Genomic DNA, 17,410 nt, shown 5'->3' on the forward strand with positions numbered 1-17,410 from the left:
TAAGAATAACTGATTATGTATAGCAAAACACCAAAGATTAAAATCATGCTACTTGGCTCAGGTGAGCTTGGTAAAGAATTTATCATAGCAGCTCAGAGACTTGGCATACACACTATAGCTGTAGATCGTTACAAGAATGCGCCAGCTATGCAAGTAGCTCATGAGAGTTTCGTTATAGATATGCTAAATGCTGATGCTCTTGAACAACTAATATTAGCAAAAAAACCAACTTATATAGTTCCTGAGATTGAGGCTATAAATACTGGTAGCTTAGTAAAGTTAGAGGCTCATAACTTCAATATTGTCCCATGTGCCAAAGCTACAAAGCTCACTATGGATCGCCAAGGTATAAGATCTCTAGCAGCTAATGAGCTTGGTCTAGCGACATCTAAATTTGCTTTTGCTAATAGTGAAAAAGAATATCTTGATGCTGTTGAGACTATAGGACTACCATTTGTAATTAAGCCAGTAATGAGCTCATCAGGTAAAGGACAATCTATAGTCAAGGAACATAACGAAGTTCAAAAAGCATGGGATTATGCCCAAAGTGGCTCTCGAGGTCATGCTAAAGGTGTAATTGTAGAGCAATTTATAGATTTTGATTATGAGATTACACTTCTAACTGTTAGACATAAAGATGGTACTTCATTTTGTGATCCTATCGGACATATCCAGAAAGATGGTGACTATAGATTCTCTTGGCAACCTCATGCAATGTCGGATATAGCTCTAGCGAAATCTCAAAAGATAGCCAAAGAGATCACAGATGCTCTAGGTGGATATGGAGTTTTTGGTGTTGAGTTATTTATAAAGGGTGATGAAGTATTTTTTAATGAAGTCTCTCCTCGTCCTCACGATACAGGCATGGTAACACTCATATCACAAAACATTAATGAGTTTGAATTACATCTGCGTGCAATATTAGGATTACCAATACCGCAAATACAAACTCTTCAACCCTCATCATCTGCTGCTATATTACTTGAAGGAGAATCTACAGATCCAAGTATATTAGGGATTGATGAAGCTCTAGCTGACTCAAGTATAGATATTAGAATTTTTGGCAAAAAAGAAATTCATGGTAAGCGTCGCATGGGAGTAGTTTTAGCTAAGGGTCAATCAACACAACAAGCTTTGGACGTGTCTAAAAAAGCCCTAAGCAAAATTTATCTAGCATAAAAATCAAAGCTTCCTAACCAGGTTGATACCATCTCCTATAGGAATAATACAAGCTTCCACTCTGCTATCATTATAAATTAATTTATTTAACTCTCTTATAATCAAGGTGTTTTGCTCATTATTACAATCATCTGCAACCCTACCCGACCAGAGCACATTATCTATTGCGATAATTCCACCTGAGTTTACCAATTTTAAAGCTTTTTCATAGTAGTTAATATAATTTGGCTTATCCGCATCTATATATACAAAGTCAAACTTCTTAGCTTGCTTTTCAAACCTTTCTAAAGTTTCTAAAGCTGGTGCAATATTAAGATTAATTTTATGCTCAACGTTTGCTTCTTGCCAAAAGTGTTTGTATGGCTTGATATATTCATAACTAATATCACAGGCTTCTAGTTTACCTTCAGAGGATAATGCTTGAGCCATAATCAATGTTGAAAAACCTCTAAAAACACCGATTTCTAAGACATTTTTTGCATTAATCATTTTGATAAAGAGACTAATAAGCTGTAACTGATTAGGTGAACTAAGCATGTGACTTAACTCATCATTTGCTGCTTTATCAAAGAGCTCCTGTGCAGTTTTATCTAATTTTACTGAATTATCATTTATATATTGATTAAGGCTAGGATTACTAAACAATGATGCTATAGACATAAAAAAATACCAATTAATTTAACGATACAATAGTGATAAGTTTAGAGAATCTCGAGCAAAAAGACAAAAAGTGTGCAGTAAATGGACTACTTAATTTTAGTAATAGAAAATGTCCAGAACCAGAAAATAAGAGCATAAACACCCCACCATTCAACAATATTGTGATTAATTGTTGTCTGATCCATAAATACTGACCATATCGAAAAAGCTGCCGTTATGAAAATCGCAAATCTACGCAAGATAAGTGGTACTTTATTAAGTCGATCTGAATACTTATATTCGATAATTGTATACCAAACCTGGCAGATACTCATTAGCACAAAAAACACAGCAACACCCTTTAGATGAACCTTCATAAGAGTTTGCTGACCATCAATTACTGAAGTCCCAATGATTAAGCCAATACAACCAACAGATGCTAAGAAAAGCATTATCTTACCTTGCTTAATTATTGATTTTTTATTATCACTTATTTGAACAAGTAACTGTGTGATAAAAAAGAAAATCACTGCCATAAGCGTAGCAGTCGGTATTAGTATAGCCTTAAGCATATACTTCTCATACGATGTAAACCCAGCATGAGTAATATCAGAACAGCCAGAAATAAATGGATTACATAAGGTGTTATTACCATCAGCAATAGATACAAGATATGTTACAAAAAATAAAACCGCTACAGATATCGTTGTCGCAGCGATTAATTTTCTTGGGTCAAGTTCAGCTTTCATTTTTAACCAAAACATTATTATAAATATTATGCTAATACTATCACTTGTTAATGAATATTTCTAATTTTAGCTATTTTATTTTATGCTTTAGCACCATACAAAATGTTAACTCTGGGAGAGATAATCTGCCAAAATAGATTAATATTTACCTTTTTCATATCTATGCTATAATTTGTGGGTTTCTTTTAACAAAAGTAAAATAACGAAAGGATTTAATAAAATGCCATTTGTAGTTACTGAAAATTGTATCAAATGTAAATATGGTGACTGTGTAGAAGTATGTCCTGTTGACTGTTTCTATGAAGGTCCTAATATGTTGGTAATAAACCCAGATGAGTGTATCGACTGTGCTTTATGTGAGCCTGAGTGTCCTGTTGATGCTATCAAATCTAGCGATGATCTTACGGAGAGCCAAGAGCAAATGCTTGATCTAAACAGAGAGCTTGCTGGTATTTGGCCAAATATCGTAGAGAAATGCGACCCTTGTGAGGACGCTGACAACTGGGCATCTGTTCCAGATAAGTTAAAATATTTAGAAAAATAATCTTTCATTTTTATCTAAGAATCTTATCTTATTTTCTTCATAGGCTTATTTTTTTGTCGGCAGCTATTTATAAAAAGTGTATAATGATACCAATGATTTTAAGCTTTAGTACAAACTGATAGTTAAATAAACCTACTAAAAATTTATGGAGAGTTTTTGATGAAATCTTTTTTAAAAAAGATTTGGAATATACTGATGTGGGCCAGGATGACTGCGTTCCAACTCTATTCGTTTGCTGTTATTGGTGGTAGTAGCATACTTATAAATATATTTACTTTTTTTAACCTTCCCATTTCTTGGAGAATGGCGGTTTGTAAAGTTTGGACTTATCTTTATTGGATAGGTATGCTTGTTTTTTTACAAGTATACATCCGTGTAACAGGTCGTATAAACATCGACAAAGATTATCCCTGCATATACGTGTCTAAGCATCAATCAATGCTAGAAACATTCATGTTTTATGGTTTGATTGGTAAGTGTCACTTTATCATGAAAAAAGAGCTTTTTGATGCTCCAATCTTTGGTACAGCAATGAAAAACTTAGGCAGTATCGCTATAGATAGAGATAAGCCTAGAGAGTCACTAAAAAAAGTAGTCACTGACGGTAAACAAAGCTTAGCTGATGGCATAAATGTTGTAATTTTTCCAGAGGGTACAAGAGTCGAAGTTGGAGAGTATCCAGAGTTTCAGCGCTCTGCAATGAAGCTAGCAGCTGATGCTAACACCTATATTATTCCTGTAGCTCACAACTTTGGGAGATTTTTCCCTAAGAAATGGGGGCAAGTTATTAAGCCAGGTATTGCTAGAATGGATTTTGGTAAACGCATTGATCCTAGAGATTTTGACTCAAAGACTCTGACTACTCACTGCCATAAGGTAATAACAGAAAAAACAAAAGAGTTTAAAGGTTAAGAAGAGGTCTATCAGATGAAAAAAATTATTCATCTACTATTATTAGCAAGAATGCAGGTTTTCAAAGTTTACGGGTATATAGTATTATTATTTTCTTGTTTACTTATGAATACTGTTGGCGTATTAGGAGCATCATTAAAAGTTAGATTATTTGTTTGCTGGATATGGTCTTGTTTATATCGCTTAGGAACTCTAGTCATACTACAAATATATGTAAAAATTGAAGGTAAAGAAAATATTCCAGACTATCCCTGTATTTATGTTTCTAAACACCAGTCGATGTTAGAGACTTTTGTATTTTATGGCCTTGTTCATGATTGTTGCTTTGTGATGAAGCAAGAGTTACTAGAAAAACCAATTTTTGGTAAGACAAACATATTTGCTGAAGCTATTGGTGTAGATAGATCAAAAGGTCTTTCTGCAATCAAAAAAGTTTTAGAGGATGGCAAAGATAGAATAGAAAATAAAAACTTAAGCATTATAATCTTCCCAGAGGGTACAAGAGTGCCCGTTGGTGAATATCCGAAATTTCATCGCTCTGCAATGAAACTAGCTAAAGTATCAAATATTCCTATAATCCCTGTGGCTCATAACTTTGGAGTATATTTTGGACGTAAAAAAGGTGACTTTGTGAAGCCTGGTATCGCTAGAATGTCTTTTGGAAAACCTATTGATCCAAAAGATTACTCTGTCGCTGAGTTGACTGATCTTTGCTATGACATCATCAACGATAAAACTAAGTCTTATGGTGGTTAATCAAATATTTATTTGATACAAAACTCTGCAATAATTGGATTATGGTCTGATATTTTTTTGCAATCTAAAACAGATGCTTTTTCAAGATTTAGACCTCTATATAATACAAAATCTAAATGATTGCTCTGAAAAGATTTGACTAATTGAGGCTCATCTATAAAAGCCACTTTAAAACTGAACTCTCTACAGAAATCTTTGATTAACTTAACTCGCCTTCTATTCCAAGTATTAAAATCCCCTGCGATTATAATAGGATGCTTATACTTCTCTGGAGAGATATATTCTTTTATTTTCTCAAATTCATACTCATAAACTTTATTACTTTTGAAATTGATTGCATGGATATTCACAACAACAACTTTTGTGCCCGCTATATTTAAATGTGTAATCAAAGAAGCTTTGTGAGTATTTATTACAGACTCTCGATGAGTTGTAAGTATTTTGACATTTTTTATCACTGGGAAATGACTAACTGTAGCTACCCCATAGTTATGTGAACGTAATACAATATTAGATGCGAAGTTTATATCAAATTTGTCGATAGGAAATTTAGTATCATGCTGATGTACTGCTTCTTGTAGACAAAAGATATCAATATTGTGATTAAAGTATGTATGTCTGATATAAGCTTTGAATGCTTCTGTATCTTTATAGTCAATTTTGTATGAGTTCCAACTCATTAAGCAGAATTTTGTAGATTGATTTTGTTGTGAGTTTCTTTCAAACATTTAATCAACTAGAGTTGAATCATCATAATTTCATTATATATTAAAAATACTTATACAGTTATATTAGTGAGGTTTTCTAGCTATAAACCTTAGAACTATATAACCACAAACTCCTGAGAGTAAAGAACCTACTATCACACCTACTTTGATTGCATTAAGAGTATGATTATCATCAAAAGCGAGAGTTCCAATAAATAAACTCATGGTAAAACCTATACCGCATAAAAGGCTTATACCATATATCTGAGAACTCGAAAAAGACTCTCCTAGCTTAAATAGTTTCAGCTTCTTTGAAATAGCCAATATGGAGAAAATACCCAACTGCTTACCGACAAATAATCCCAATATAATACCTAATGTAATTGGCTCAAATATTATAGAAACACTCATCCCTGAGAAATTGATACCAGCATTAGCAAATGCAAATATAGGTAGTATAAAATAGATAACCCAAGGATGAAGAGACTCTTCCATAAAATTAGCTGGAGAATCTTTGTCATTCTCTATAAAAGGAATACACAGCGCTGTTGTAAAACCTGCCAAAGTTGCATGAACTCCAGACTTAATCGTACAAAACCAAGCAAAAAAACCAAGAACCACATATACAGAACTTCTATTAACTTTAAACACTCTATTACAAATAATCATCGCCAATATAAAAAGAGTCCCTAAAGATAGCGAAAGTAAAGACAGTGACTTGGTATAAAATATCGCAATAATTACTATTGCAGCTATATCATCAAAAATAGCGATTGTAATAACCAATAGCTTTAGCTTTGCTGGGATTCTTGAACCAAGTAGAGCTAATATACCTAGAGTAAATGCTATATCTGTCGCAGAAGGTATTGCCCAACCTGTGATATTAGCATCATAGTTAATTGATAAATATATCAAGCTTGGAACTGCCAGTCCTGCAAGAGCTGCTACGGCCGGTATTATAATATTAGAAGGCTTTGATAATGCTCCTGAGATTATCTCTCTTTTGATTTCTAAACCAATATATAAAAAGTATATAGCCATCAAACCATCATTAATCCAATGCATCAAATTTTTGTCGATAACGAGATTTTCAATTCCTAGTTTGACATTGATTGTCTCAAGCATTCCATAGTAGATAGATAATGGTGAGTTATTTATAAGTATTGCAACAAAAGCTGCAGCAAAGAGAATTAACCCTCCGACTATCTCTTGATTATTTTGGTTTGCACTCATATTTATAGTATCTAAAAGATTTCAATAGTATTAATTATCTAATAGCTTGAGGTATAATTCTACTCATGCAAAAACTAATTTTTGTGCTCAATGATAAATAACATTCCCAAAGCTTGGTACGCTATAGCTCATATCAAAGAAATCAAATCTAAACCTATCAAACTAGAAAGACTCGGTAAAAATCTTGTTTTATGGAAAGATGCTGAGAAAATAATAGCTATGGAAAATCGTTGTCCTCATCGTGGTGCAGAATTAAGTTTAGGCAAAGTATGTGATGGAGCTATAGCTTGTCCTTTTCATGGCTTTAGGTTTGACACACAAGGCAACTGTATATACACACCAGAAACTCAAAGCGCTATCCCAAAACTACAAGTTAAAAGCTATCAAACAAAAATTGTCGCTGACATGATTTGGATAAATGTTTTTGATGAAGAACTAGATAATAGCTACGCTTTTGAATTTGCACAAAAGCTATATAATGATTTTGCTGGTAAGTACTCTCTTTTGACGGACACATGGGATAACAACATCCGCCACTGTATCGAGAACCAACTTGATTATACTCATTTAGCTACTGTACATAAGAGATCTATCGGCAGAGGATACAAAATCCCTCAAGATATAAAGCTAAATATAAGTAATGAATATATAGAAGCACTAAAAAACCAACGTTTAATGCTAAAGTACATCTTTCCTAACTTTTGGTTACTTAATAATGCTGATAAACTTAAAATTTATGTTTATTTTGTGCCTATTAATGAGCATCAAACTAAGCTATATTTAGTAAACTATCGTAAGTTTTTGACTGGCAAAATCATCAAACCTATAGCAGATATAGTATTTAGCATCACTAATAAAATCATTCTCAATGAAGATAAAAGGGTTGTTAAAACCCAGAAATACGATGAAAAATACGATACTGATGATTTTCTATTACGTCATGATCAAATCATCAAAGAATTTAGAAAGATTTGGCATACTCCAGATTAAAATATTTCTCAAAAGTTTGTAAATACTATACAATCAAAAAACACTTTATTAACTTATATATGATTATGAAATATAGTCTACCTGTTAGGGTTCTACATAGCTTATTGGCTTTTTTGATAATAGCTCAACTTATCTTGGGTTTCGGTTATGCTTATGATCTATTTGATTCAAGATGGATTATGACCGTGCATAAATCTTTTGGTTTAGTAATTTTCTTTGTGATACCTCTGTTGGTTGTTGCTAGGTTTTTTAGTATCAAACCGCCATATAACCCGCCACTACCATTACTACAATTAATCATAGCTAAAATAGTGCATCTTGGTTTATATATTTCTGCATTTGGTATGGCTTTTTCGGGAGTAGTTGGCTCGATGCTAATGGGCTATCCATGGAAGATATTCTTTGTGATACCATTTCCAGAGATCATAACTCCAAACTTTGAGTTAGGTAGCAAAATCTTTAGTTATCATTATATCTTTGCATCAGTTTTATTAGTGCTAGTGGTACTACATATAGCTGCTGCTCTACACCACCAGTTAATAGTAAAAGATAATATCTTAGCTAGAATGAGGTAATTAATATACAGAGGATCTAATAATAAATATGTTACAAAAAAATCAACGTAAAGCACTATTACTATCAAGTTTAGGCGGTATGCTTGAGTTTTATGATTTTATTATCTACGCTTTACTCGCTAGTTACATTTCTAAGCTTTTCTTTCCTATTCAGTCAGCAATTACATCTTTATTAATCGCATTCAGTGCTTATGCTGTTGGCTATCTAGCTAGACCTTTTGGTGGCATTATTTTTGGTCATTTTGGTGATAAATATGGCAGGAAAAAGACTTTTACAATCTCTATTTTGATTATGGCATTATCAACATTTTTGATTGGTATATTGCCTACTTATAATAGTATTGGGATTATGGCACCTATATTGTTAGTACTATGCAGAATAGCTCAAGGAATATCTGTCGGTGGCGAGATACCCGGTGCTATCACTTATGTTGGCGAAGCTGTCCCTGAGAAGCGTGGTTTTATGACTGCGGTGATTTTTGGATTCTTGATACTTGGTGTTGCTATAGGATTTATAGTTGAAAGTTTGCTATTGGAGTTCTTCACAAGTCAGAGTATGCTTACCTATGGTTGGCGCATACCTTTTATATTAGGTGGTCTGTTTGGGCTTGTTGCATACTATCTTAGACGTCAGCTTATTGATATCAAAGAGTTTAATCCTTTTGTGAATGAAGAGTTTTCTCTACCGATTACAAAGATGCTTCTAACTCATCGCTGGAACTTGATCTATTCAACAATTATTGTGTCATTTGGAGCTCTTTGTTTTGTAACACTATTCTTGTTATTACCGGCATATTTTAGTACTATTCTAAATCTTCACTTAGATAACTTCACATGGATTAATAGTCTTGGTGTGATTATTATTTCTATCCTTTGTGTAGCTGTTGGTCTATTTGCTGATAAAGTTAGTAGAAATTTGATTTTGTTAATTAGTATATTGGCTACCTGTGCTTTTAGCTTTGTCATTTATACTACATACACATCACATCAAAATTTCTATTTTATCGCTATAGTTCTTAGTGCTATTTTGGTAGCTCTTTGTTGGGGCAATATACCTGCGATGTTGATTGATTTGTTTAAGCAAGATGTTCGCTATACAGGTATAGGTTTTGCATATAATCTAGGATTTGCTGTCTTTGGTGGTCTGACACCAATGATTGTAATCAGCACTATCAAATTCTCAAATAATAATTTAGCTCCGGCATATATACTAACAGCTGGTGCGATAATCACTCTTATAGCTATGATTGCAAACCTTATTATCTCCAAAAGATAATATGATCCATATACACTTACATTGCTGATTACTCCCTTAATAATTACTTCAACCATCTTTAACGTATATACTAAAATTATTGATAAACTAGATTTTTCAAGTAATACTTAAGTTATTAACTTTCTAAAGTGACTTTATTTTTATGATTAGAATCTTTGTAACATCAACTCTTTTACTGATTATTTCAAAAGTTAGTTTTGCTATTGGTCAGATAAATTATGATGAAACTAAAGTTGGAACATATAAGCTTCCTGATGCTTTAATAATGAATGACGGTAAAGAAGTTACCACAAAAAAACAATGGCAAGAGCGAAGAGCTCAAATAATAGATTTATTTAAACAAAATGTTTATGGAGATATCCCAAAAGATAATTTAGAACTTAGATATAAAGTTATTCAAGAAAATGATAATGCCTTAAATGGTAAAGCTATAGAAAAACAGGCTGTCTTGTATATTGGTAAAACCAAAGTAAATCTACTAATATACATTCCAAATCAACAGAAAAAAAATTATCCAATATTTTTGGGATATAACTTCTGTGGTAACCAAAGCGTAACTAATGATCCTAATATCCTAATCAATAAGAACTGGGGAAATCCAGTGACCTGTCTTAAGCCTACAGATCCTAAAGGAGCTTTGATTGATAATCATTTTACAGCTCAGTCAAGAGATTATAGATCTAGTAGGTTTGACTTGGAAGATATCATTAATAATGGTTACGGTCTAGTTACTGCTTATTATGGAGACATTGCACCGGATAATGCACAGAAACTTTATGATAATGTGTCTCAAAGTCTTAAAAACTATAAAGATTACTCGGCAATTAGTCTTTGGGCATGGGGTTTAATTAATATCTCTAATGGATTAAAAAACGAGCCTTTAATCAATCAAAATAAAATTATTGTTTTTGGACACTCAAGGCTTGGTAAAACAGCATTATGGGCAGCAGCACTAGATCAAAATTTTGCGATGGTAATATCTAATGACTCAGGTACTGGAGGCGCAAGCTTATCAAAACGAAACTATGGAGAAACTTTATACTCAATAAATACAGAGTTCCCATACTGGTTTTCTAAAAACTTCAAAAAATATAATAACAACACACAAGCTCTGCCAGTAGATCAACATATGTTACTCGATCTAATTGCTCCTAGACCACTATATGTTGCTAGTGCAGAAGATGATCAATGGGCTGATCCTAATGGTGCATTTCTTGCTGCTAAAGCCACATCGCCAGTATATAAGCTCTTTGGAGAAGCGGTAAATCTACCTAAAAATCAGCCAGCCGTTAATAAACCAGTAATAGGTATAGTTAGTTATCATATAAGATCCGGTAGTCACGACCTAACAACTTATGACTGGCAACAATATATAAAAGCAGCAAACTTATTTGTTAACTTTTAATTATTAAAATACGAAATGACTCAAAACTATACCAAAACAGTATAATTTATAATTCAACAAAATTTAATCCTCCTTAAGTCAGCAGATACTTACAGCTTATATTTTGGTATAATATAGGTATAGTCATGTAGTTTTGGATTTGTCCTAATGCACGAGTTTTCATTATGTCAAAGTGTCATAAATATCGCTAAGAAAGCAGCTGAAAATAACTCTAAAAAAGTATCTAAAGTGGTTGTCAAAATCGGTAATTTAGCTGGTGTCGATGTCGAATCTTTTGAATTTTGGTTCCCAGTAGCTGCAAAAGATAGTGTCTTAGAACAAGCAAAGCTAGAAATAATACATGAGCAAGCTATAGCAAAATGCAAAGCTTGTGAACATGAATTTGAATTAATCAGATTATATGAGCAATGTCCAAACTGCGGTAGTTTTGAGAAAGATATTCTCAAAGGTAAAGATATGCTCGTAGAATCTATAGTTTTTAATTAAGGAGTAAATTATGTGTACAACTTGCGGATGTGGAACAGATAGTAGTCATCACCATCATCATGGTCATGAAGGCGATGCTGTAAAGCTAGAAAAAGCAATCTTAGAAGCAAATGATCAATATGCCGAGCAAAATAGAGATGTATTAGCTAAGGGTAATAATATTGCCCTAAACTTTGTCTCAAGCCCAGGTTCTGGTAAGACATCTCTACTTGAGAGAACTATCAAAGAGCTTGGTGGTAGTCACCCTATCGCAGTTGTTGAAGGTGATCAACATACAGATCTAGATGCTGAGAGAATCCGTAAAGCAGGTGCAAAAGCTTATCAGATAAATACTGGTAAAGCTTGTCATTTAGATGCTCACATGGTTGGTCATGCTTTTGAACATCTTGGTGATATCAAAGATGGTTTTGTGATGATTGAAAATGTTGGTAACTTAATATGTCCAGCGATGTTTGATCTTGGTGAAAAGCATCGTGTTGCAGTTATCTCAACTACAGAGGGAGCTGATAAGCCACTTAAATACCCTGATATGTTTTATTATGCAGATGTAGTTGTTATCAATAAGATTGACCTATCGCCTTATGTAGATTTTGATATCCAAGAATGTATCGCAAATATTAAAAAGATTCGTTCTGATGTGAAAATATTTGAACTATCCGTAAAAACTGGTGCTGGTTTTGATAGCTGGTTGGATTGGTTGAGAGAATTGAAAGGTTAGAGTAATTATGACCAACAACGAAAATACAAATCCTATTGAACATTTAATTCATAGTACTATAAGAATAGAATGTGAAACTCCTCATGGTATTAGCTCTGGAACAGGTTATTTTTATGCGTTTCTGAAAGAAAAAGAGCACCATATCCCTTGTATAGTAACCAATAAGCATGTAATTAAAGATGCTACAAAAGGTACTTTTTTCTTATCTAAACAAAATAATAATGGAGAAGTAGAAATAGGTAGTCACATTCCAATATCAATAGATGGTTTTGAGAGCAGATGGATTGGACATCCTGACAAAGATATTGACTTAGCTATTTTACCCATTGCCCAGATTATTAAACAAGCTAATCAAGATAATATTACTTTTTACTATAGATCTCTTCATAAAGAACTTTTAGCTCATGATGAACTTCTTAAGTCTTTATCTACTATGGAGGATATAATTATGATTGGATATCCTAATGGAATATGGGATGAAAAGCATAATTTACCAATTATTAGAAAAGGAATTACAGCCACACACCCTAAAACTCCATATAATGGTAAACCAGAATTTATGATTGATGCCGCATGTTTCCCAGGCTCTAGTGGCTCTCCAGTGTTTTTAGCCAATATCGGTAGTTATGTAAGTAAAGACGGTAATCTTTGTGTCGGAAGTAGAATATCTTTATTAGGCACACTATATGCAGGTCCTCAACATACAGTAACTGGAGATGTTTGTATTATTAATATACCTACCGTGAATAAACCCATATCAAGGTCTACAATTCCAAACAACCTCGGACTAGTAATTCAAGCTAGTAAACTTAATGACTTTGACGAAATACTAAAAGAGATGCTAAAAAAAGGAGAATCAGAATGAAAACACTAGAACAAGGACAATTAGCTCCAAACTTTAAATTAGAAAATCAAAATAATGAAGAAGTATCATTAAGTGATTTCAGAGGTAAAAAGAATATTTTAATTTACTTCTATCCAAAAGCTATGACTCCAGGTTGTACAACTCAATCTATTGGTCTAAGTAGCATTAATGACAAACTAGCTGAGCTTGATACTGTAGTTCTTGGTATTAGTCCTGATGCACCAAAACGCCTCAAGAAATTTGAAGAGAGAGATAGCCTAACAGTACAGCTTCTAAGTGATGAAGATCACAAAGTTGCTGAACAGTTTGGTGTTTGGGGCGAGAAAAAGTTTATGGGCAAAGTATATGATGGTATTCATAGAATTAGCTTCTTTATCGACGAAGATGGCAAGATCAATCATGTGTTTGATAAGTTTAAAACAAAAGATCACCATGAGATTGTCTTAGAGTATATTGAGAATTATAAAAATTCATAATTAAGGGATGTCATTCCCGCGAAGGCGGGAATCTCTTGAATAGTTTATAGATTCACACCTGCGTGGGAATGACGGAGTGGGTTTAAAAGAAATAGTGTCATTCTATGGCTTGACCATAGAATCCAAAAGCCATGGAGAAAATCTATACTTTGACAATGGATACTTCGGTCGGAGCTGTAGTATGACAATTTTTTTTATGTAGTGACAGATCATTGATCTGTCAGCTGTTTGCCATAACTATAATAAGACAGCACACTGTGCTGTCACTACAGCAAATTTAAAAATATAGCTGATAATAAAATACCACCACAAGAGGAAAAAATGCAACAAGTCATAACAAAAATTCTCGTCAATGGTATAGTCCAAGGGGTCGGATTCCGCCCTTTTATCTATTGCCTTGCCAAAGATATGAATTTATGTGGCTCGGTGCAAAATACTCCTAATGGTGTTGAGATAATTCTACAATGTGATGAATTTACTGCAGATAGTTTTATAACTAATATGCAAGCAAAACTGCCTCCGCTAGCTAGTATAGAAACTATCCAAAAAACTATTTATCAAACTGAAAGTGAATTTACAGATTTCAGCATTCTAGAAACTCAACAAGGTAGCTCTGCTACCAAAATTCCAGCCGATACAGCTATTTGTGACTTGTGTCTAGATGATATTTTTAACCCAAAAAGTCGCTACTATCTGTATCCATATACTAGCTGTACACACTGTGGCCCTCGCTTTAGCACAATACAAAGCCTACCTTATGATAGAGATAAAACTGCTTATAAAGATTTTCCACTCTGTGATGGCTGTCACGATAGCTACACAAACCCATTAGACAGGCATTATCACGCTCAAACTGTTGCATGCTCTAAATGTGGACCAGAACTATCTCATTCTTTTGCAGAAATATCTCAGGCTATCAGGGCTGGTAAAATTATCTCAATTAAGAGTCAAAACGGTTTTAAGTTAGTCGTAGATGCTACAAATACTCAAGCAGTCGAAGAACTCCGTAGAAGAAAACATCGCCCAAACAAACCATTTGCTTTAATGGCTTTAAATACTCAAAGCATAAAAGAGCATTTTGCAGAAGTTACTACACAGCAAAATGAGCTTCTAAATACGACTATCAGACCTATTGTTTTACTTAAAAGACACTCTACTAACAATATCAACTCATCTATTGCACCACGCATAAATCAGCTTGGTTTTATGCTACCCTCAACAGGGACTGATTATATCCTTTTTTATCATCTATTAAATCAACCTCAGGGAGCTAACTGGCTTAAAGAAGCTTACAATTTAGCTTTGATAGTTACTAGTGCAAATATATCTGGTGAAAGCATCATTGCTAATAATGATGAAGCTCACGAAAAACTCAAAGATATTGCTGATCTTATAGTTACAGATAATCGTGATATAGCGATAAAAAGTGATGATAGTGTTTTTCATACTGTGATAGATAAAAATCTACCTATTAGAAGATCTCGAGGACTTGTACCGCAATCAATCCAACTATCAGAAACCCTACCAAATATACTAGCGACTGGTACATTTTTAAAGAATACTTTCTGTTTTATCAAAGATAATCAAGCCTTTGTATCACAACATATAGGCGATATGGATAGCCAAGCTAATATAGAGTTTTTTGAGCAGTCTCTAGAGCATTTCCAAAAGATGTTTGGTTTAAAGTTTGATGGTATTGCTTGTGATTTACATCCTGATATTTATACTACGCATTTTGCGCAAAAGTTTGATCTACCAATTTATCAGATTCAACATCATCAAGCCCACCTAGCAGCTGTAATAGCTGAGCATAATTTACAAGGTCACGCTATAGGTTTGGTACTAGATGGTTTTGGTTTAGGTGAGGATGGTTTAGCTAGAGGTGGCGAACTTTATCATTGTGATATTGATAATTTAGAATTTAACCGCATTGGTGAGCTAGATCCTATCGAATATATAGGTGGTGACAAAGTAGCAAAAGAGCCTTGGCGAATGGCTCTTGCAGTATGCCATAAATACGATCTTGAGATACCAAATCATCTCAAAAAACTTCCGCAAGCTGAAAGTCTAATCAAGCTTTTACAAAATGACTCTTTACCTAAAGGTAAAACTACTAGTATGGGTAGACTCTTTGATGCTGTTTCTAGCTTATTAAATATTTGCCATATCAACACTTACGAGGCTCAAGCAGCTATAGAATTAGAGTCTTTAGCTGATATTTCAAACATTCAATATGATACCAAATCGGTATCATTTAAAACTAATTTAAATTTAAAAAAACTACTAAAAAGCATAATAAAATGCGATAATATAAGTGTTGCTAGTAACTTATGGCACAGCACTTTGGCTTATGCTCTAGCGCAGTGGATTAGTAACTCAGCCCAACCTCGAAATATTAAGAATATAATACTAAGTGGCGGTTGTTTCCAAAATAAGCTACTACTAACAGAGACTTACCGTCAACTTAAAGAAATGGATTTCAATATTTATATATCAGAGAAAGTTCCTCTAAATGATGGTGGTGTAAGCCTTGGACAAGCTTGGCTTGGTGCCAAAAAATATAAAAAAGGTGAGTAAAATGTGCTTAGCAATACCCGCAGAAATTGTAGAAATCAAAGAAGATAATCAAGCAATTGTTAATGTTGGCGGTGTAAAAAAAAATATCTCTCTAGCACTACTAAGAGATGAAGTTCTTATAGGTGATTTTGTCATAATCCATGTTGGTTTTGCATTAAGTAAACTAGATAAAGAAATGGCTCATCAGACTCTAGAGGATCTAAAAAGTATAATATAAAAGGGGTAATGTAATGGATTACATACAAGAATTTAGGGCCCCGGAAGTTGCAAAAAGTCTTTTACAACAAATCGCTAAAGAAGTTGACCCTAATAGACAATATAACCTAATGGAATTTTGTGGTGGGCATACACATGCACTACATCGTTATGGGATTCCTAGTCTTTTGCCAGAAAATGTCAAAATGATACATGGTCCGGGGTGTCCAGTTTGTGTACTACCAATCAAGAGAGTCGATCAGGCAATATTTTTGGCATCACAAAAAGATGTCATATTCTGTAGCTATGCAGATATGATTCGCGTACCGGGATCTCATCAAGATAGTCTAATCAAAGCTAAAGCACGCGGTGCTGATGTACGGATGATCTACTCAGTGGAAGATGCTCTAAAACTTGCTGAAGAAAATCCTAATAAAAAGATTATATTCTTTGCTATCGGGTTTGAGACAACTACTCCCCCAACTGCTGTGGCTATACAACTAGCTATTGCTAAGAAGTTGGATAATTTTCTAATATTTTGTAACCATGTACTTACACCAGTAGCTATGCAAGCAATCTTATCTGAGGATGTTAAGATTGATGGCTTTTTAGGCCCATCTCATGTCAGTGTTATCATTGGTAGTAATGCTTACGATAAAGTCACAAAAGAATACGAAAAACCAATGGTTGTAGCAGGTTTCGAGCCTTTGGATGTACTACAATCTATACTTATGCTTATCAAGATGATTAACGCTGACAAAATAGGCATAGAAAATCAATATACAAGGGCTGTAGTACCTGATGGCAACCAACTAGCACAAGATTTAATCTCTCAATATCTTACTATCAGAGATACCTTTGAATGGCGTGGACTTGGATATATCCCAAACAGTGCTTTAGAAATAAAAGATGAGTACGCAAAATTTGATGCTGAAAAATACTATCAAATTCCCGAGGTACAAGGGCTAGAGCATAAACAATGTGCTTGCCCTGATATTCTAAGAGGTCTTAAAGAGCCAAAAGATTGTAAATTATTTGGTGTGGTATGTACTCCAGAGCAACCTATGGGAGCTTGTATGGTTTCATCAGAAGGTGCCTGTGCTGCACACTATCAATACGGAGATTAAA

19 protein-coding genes are annotated in these 17,410 nt (G+C 33.8%); 15 read left to right on the top strand and 4 right to left on the bottom strand.

What is annotated here, in order from left to right; translation table 11 throughout:
- Positions 1-15 precede the first annotated feature (15 nt).
- On the top strand, positions 16-1,179 hold the full coding sequence (gene purT / locus FQ699_RS05590; RefSeq protein WP_146421510.1) for a formate-dependent phosphoribosylglycinamide formyltransferase: 1,164 nt from the start codon (positions 16-18) through the stop codon (positions 1,177-1,179).
- 3 nt (positions 1,180-1,182) lie between these two features.
- Here purT and FQ699_RS05595 read toward each other — a convergent pair whose 3' ends face one another.
- Both FQ699_RS05595 and FQ699_RS05600 read right to left on the bottom strand, forming a co-directional pair.
- Complete coding sequence (locus tag FQ699_RS05595) at positions 1,183-1,839, bottom strand: O-methyltransferase (protein WP_146421511.1); 657 nt, start codon at positions 1,837-1,839, stop codon at positions 1,183-1,185.
- Positions 1,840-1,925: 86 nt separating this feature from the next.
- On the bottom strand, positions 1,926-2,567 hold the full coding sequence (locus FQ699_RS05600) for a Frag1/DRAM/Sfk1 family protein (RefSeq protein ID WP_146421512.1): 642 nt from the start codon (positions 2,565-2,567) through the stop codon (positions 1,926-1,928).
- A 220-nt stretch (positions 2,568-2,787) separates the two neighbouring features.
- On the opposite strand from FQ699_RS05600, the gene fdxA reads away from it, so the two are divergent.
- The 3 genes from fdxA to FQ699_RS05615 all read left to right on the top strand — a co-directional run bounded on the left by fdxA (position 2,788) and on the right by FQ699_RS05615 (position 4,779).
- Positions 2,788-3,111 carry a ferredoxin FdxA gene (fdxA, locus tag FQ699_RS05605; protein ID WP_013923683.1) on the top strand — a complete coding sequence of 108 codons (324 nt, stop codon included), beginning with the start codon at positions 2,788-2,790 and terminating at the stop codon, positions 3,109-3,111.
- A 159-nt stretch (positions 3,112-3,270) separates the two neighbouring features.
- The gene (locus FQ699_RS05610; protein ID WP_146421513.1) at positions 3,271-4,023 is read left to right on the top strand and encodes a lysophospholipid acyltransferase family protein; all 753 of its coding nucleotides are present in this window, start codon (positions 3,271-3,273) and stop codon (positions 4,021-4,023) included.
- A gap of 15 nt (positions 4,024-4,038) precedes the next feature.
- Entirely contained in the window at positions 4,039-4,779 is a 741-nt protein-coding gene (locus FQ699_RS05615) for a lysophospholipid acyltransferase family protein (RefSeq protein ID WP_146421514.1), read from the top strand.
- Positions 4,780-4,787: 8 nt separating this feature from the next.
- Here the strand turns inward: FQ699_RS05615 and FQ699_RS05620 are convergent, their stop codons facing one another.
- Positions 4,788-5,507, bottom strand: coding sequence for an endonuclease/exonuclease/phosphatase family protein (locus tag FQ699_RS05620; protein WP_013923686.1), 720 nt, complete (start codon positions 5,505-5,507; stop codon positions 4,788-4,790).
- A gap of 63 nt (positions 5,508-5,570) precedes the next feature.
- Entirely contained in the window at positions 5,571-6,719 is a 1,149-nt protein-coding gene (gene nhaA / locus FQ699_RS05625) for a Na+/H+ antiporter NhaA (protein WP_013923687.1), read from the bottom strand.
- A gap of 93 nt (positions 6,720-6,812) precedes the next feature.
- On the opposite strand from nhaA, the gene FQ699_RS05630 reads away from it, so the two are divergent.
- From FQ699_RS05630 to hypD, 11 genes are all read left to right on the top strand, one after another.
- Complete coding sequence (locus FQ699_RS05630) at positions 6,813-7,709, top strand: Rieske 2Fe-2S domain-containing protein (protein WP_146421886.1); 897 nt, start codon at positions 6,813-6,815, stop codon at positions 7,707-7,709.
- Positions 7,710-7,768: 59 nt separating this feature from the next.
- On the top strand, positions 7,769-8,284 hold the full coding sequence (locus FQ699_RS05635; protein ID WP_179951673.1) for a cytochrome b: 516 nt from the start codon (positions 7,769-7,771) through the stop codon (positions 8,282-8,284).
- Positions 8,285-8,312: 28 nt separating this feature from the next.
- Positions 8,313-9,560, top strand: coding sequence for an MFS transporter (locus FQ699_RS05640; RefSeq protein ID WP_146421516.1), 1,248 nt, complete (start codon positions 8,313-8,315; stop codon positions 9,558-9,560).
- 142 nt (positions 9,561-9,702) lie between these two features.
- On the top strand, positions 9,703-10,965 hold the full coding sequence (locus FQ699_RS05645) for a glucuronyl esterase domain-containing protein (protein ID WP_218961590.1): 1,263 nt from the start codon (positions 9,703-9,705) through the stop codon (positions 10,963-10,965).
- A 147-nt stretch (positions 10,966-11,112) separates the two neighbouring features.
- Entirely contained in the window at positions 11,113-11,451 is a 339-nt protein-coding gene (gene hypA, locus FQ699_RS05650) for a hydrogenase maturation nickel metallochaperone HypA (protein ID WP_146421517.1), read from the top strand.
- Positions 11,452-11,461: 10 nt separating this feature from the next.
- On the top strand, positions 11,462-12,169 hold the full coding sequence (hypB, locus tag FQ699_RS05655; protein ID WP_146421518.1) for a hydrogenase nickel incorporation protein HypB: 708 nt from the start codon (positions 11,462-11,464) through the stop codon (positions 12,167-12,169).
- Between the two features lie 7 nt (positions 12,170-12,176).
- Positions 12,177-13,034, top strand: a complete 858-nt coding sequence (locus FQ699_RS05660; RefSeq protein ID WP_146421519.1) for a S1 family peptidase — start codon at positions 12,177-12,179, stop codon at positions 13,032-13,034.
- Positions 13,031-13,510 carry a thioredoxin-dependent thiol peroxidase gene (gene bcp / locus FQ699_RS05665; protein ID WP_146421520.1) on the top strand — a complete coding sequence of 160 codons (480 nt, stop codon included), beginning with the start codon at positions 13,031-13,033 and terminating at the stop codon, positions 13,508-13,510. Before FQ699_RS05660 ends, bcp begins: the two co-directional genes overlap by 4 nt.
- Before the next feature lie 321 nt (positions 13,511-13,831).
- Positions 13,832-16,087 (top strand): carbamoyltransferase HypF, encoded by a 2,256-nt coding sequence (gene hypF / locus FQ699_RS05670; RefSeq protein ID WP_146421521.1) that lies wholly within the window; start codon positions 13,832-13,834, stop codon positions 16,085-16,087.
- A gap of 1 nt (position 16,088) precedes the next feature.
- On the top strand, positions 16,089-16,304 hold the full coding sequence (locus FQ699_RS05675) for a HypC/HybG/HupF family hydrogenase formation chaperone (protein ID WP_012280238.1): 216 nt from the start codon (positions 16,089-16,091) through the stop codon (positions 16,302-16,304).
- A gap of 13 nt (positions 16,305-16,317) precedes the next feature.
- Positions 16,318-17,409, top strand: coding sequence for a hydrogenase formation protein HypD (gene hypD / locus FQ699_RS05680; RefSeq protein WP_013923697.1), 1,092 nt, complete (start codon positions 16,318-16,320; stop codon positions 17,407-17,409).
- The last annotated feature ends 1 nt before the right edge of the window (position 17,410 follow it).

Origin of the sequence: Francisella salimarina, from assembly GCF_007923265.1 — a bacterium.
In the GTDB taxonomy this organism is placed as follows: Bacteria; Pseudomonadota; Gammaproteobacteria; order Francisellales; family Francisellaceae; genus Francisella; species Francisella salimarina.

Coding starts and splice junctions, on each gene's coding strand:
- purT (WP_146421510.1), top strand. CDS start 16: ATGTATAGCAAAACACCAAAGATTAAAATCATGCTACTTGGCTCAGGT.
- FQ699_RS05595 (WP_146421511.1), bottom strand. CDS start 1,839: ATGTCTATAGCATCATTGTTTAGTAATCCTAGCCTTAATCAATATATA.
- FQ699_RS05600 (WP_146421512.1), bottom strand. CDS start 2,567: ATGAAAGCTGAACTTGACCCAAGAAAATTAATCGCTGCGACAACGATA.
- fdxA (WP_013923683.1), top strand. CDS start 2,788: ATGCCATTTGTAGTTACTGAAAATTGTATCAAATGTAAATATGGTGAC.
- FQ699_RS05610 (WP_146421513.1), top strand. CDS start 3,271: ATGAAATCTTTTTTAAAAAAGATTTGGAATATACTGATGTGGGCCAGG.
- FQ699_RS05615 (WP_146421514.1), top strand. CDS start 4,039: ATGAAAAAAATTATTCATCTACTATTATTAGCAAGAATGCAGGTTTTC.
- FQ699_RS05620 (WP_013923686.1), bottom strand. CDS start 5,507: ATGTTTGAAAGAAACTCACAACAAAATCAATCTACAAAATTCTGCTTA.
- nhaA (WP_013923687.1), bottom strand. CDS start 6,719: ATGAGTGCAAACCAAAATAATCAAGAGATAGTCGGAGGGTTAATTCTC.
- FQ699_RS05635 (WP_179951673.1), top strand. CDS start 7,769: ATGATTATGAAATATAGTCTACCTGTTAGGGTTCTACATAGCTTATTG.
- FQ699_RS05640 (WP_146421516.1), top strand. CDS start 8,313: ATGTTACAAAAAAATCAACGTAAAGCACTATTACTATCAAGTTTAGGC.
- FQ699_RS05645 (WP_218961590.1), top strand. CDS start 9,703: ATGATTAGAATCTTTGTAACATCAACTCTTTTACTGATTATTTCAAAA.
- hypA (WP_146421517.1), top strand. CDS start 11,113: ATGCACGAGTTTTCATTATGTCAAAGTGTCATAAATATCGCTAAGAAA.
- hypB (WP_146421518.1), top strand. CDS start 11,462: ATGTGTACAACTTGCGGATGTGGAACAGATAGTAGTCATCACCATCAT.
- FQ699_RS05660 (WP_146421519.1), top strand. CDS start 12,177: ATGACCAACAACGAAAATACAAATCCTATTGAACATTTAATTCATAGT.
- bcp (WP_146421520.1), top strand. CDS start 13,031: ATGAAAACACTAGAACAAGGACAATTAGCTCCAAACTTTAAATTAGAA.
- hypF (WP_146421521.1), top strand. CDS start 13,832: ATGCAACAAGTCATAACAAAAATTCTCGTCAATGGTATAGTCCAAGGG.
- FQ699_RS05675 (WP_012280238.1), top strand. CDS start 16,089: ATGTGCTTAGCAATACCCGCAGAAATTGTAGAAATCAAAGAAGATAAT.
- hypD (WP_013923697.1), top strand. CDS start 16,318: ATGGATTACATACAAGAATTTAGGGCCCCGGAAGTTGCAAAAAGTCTT.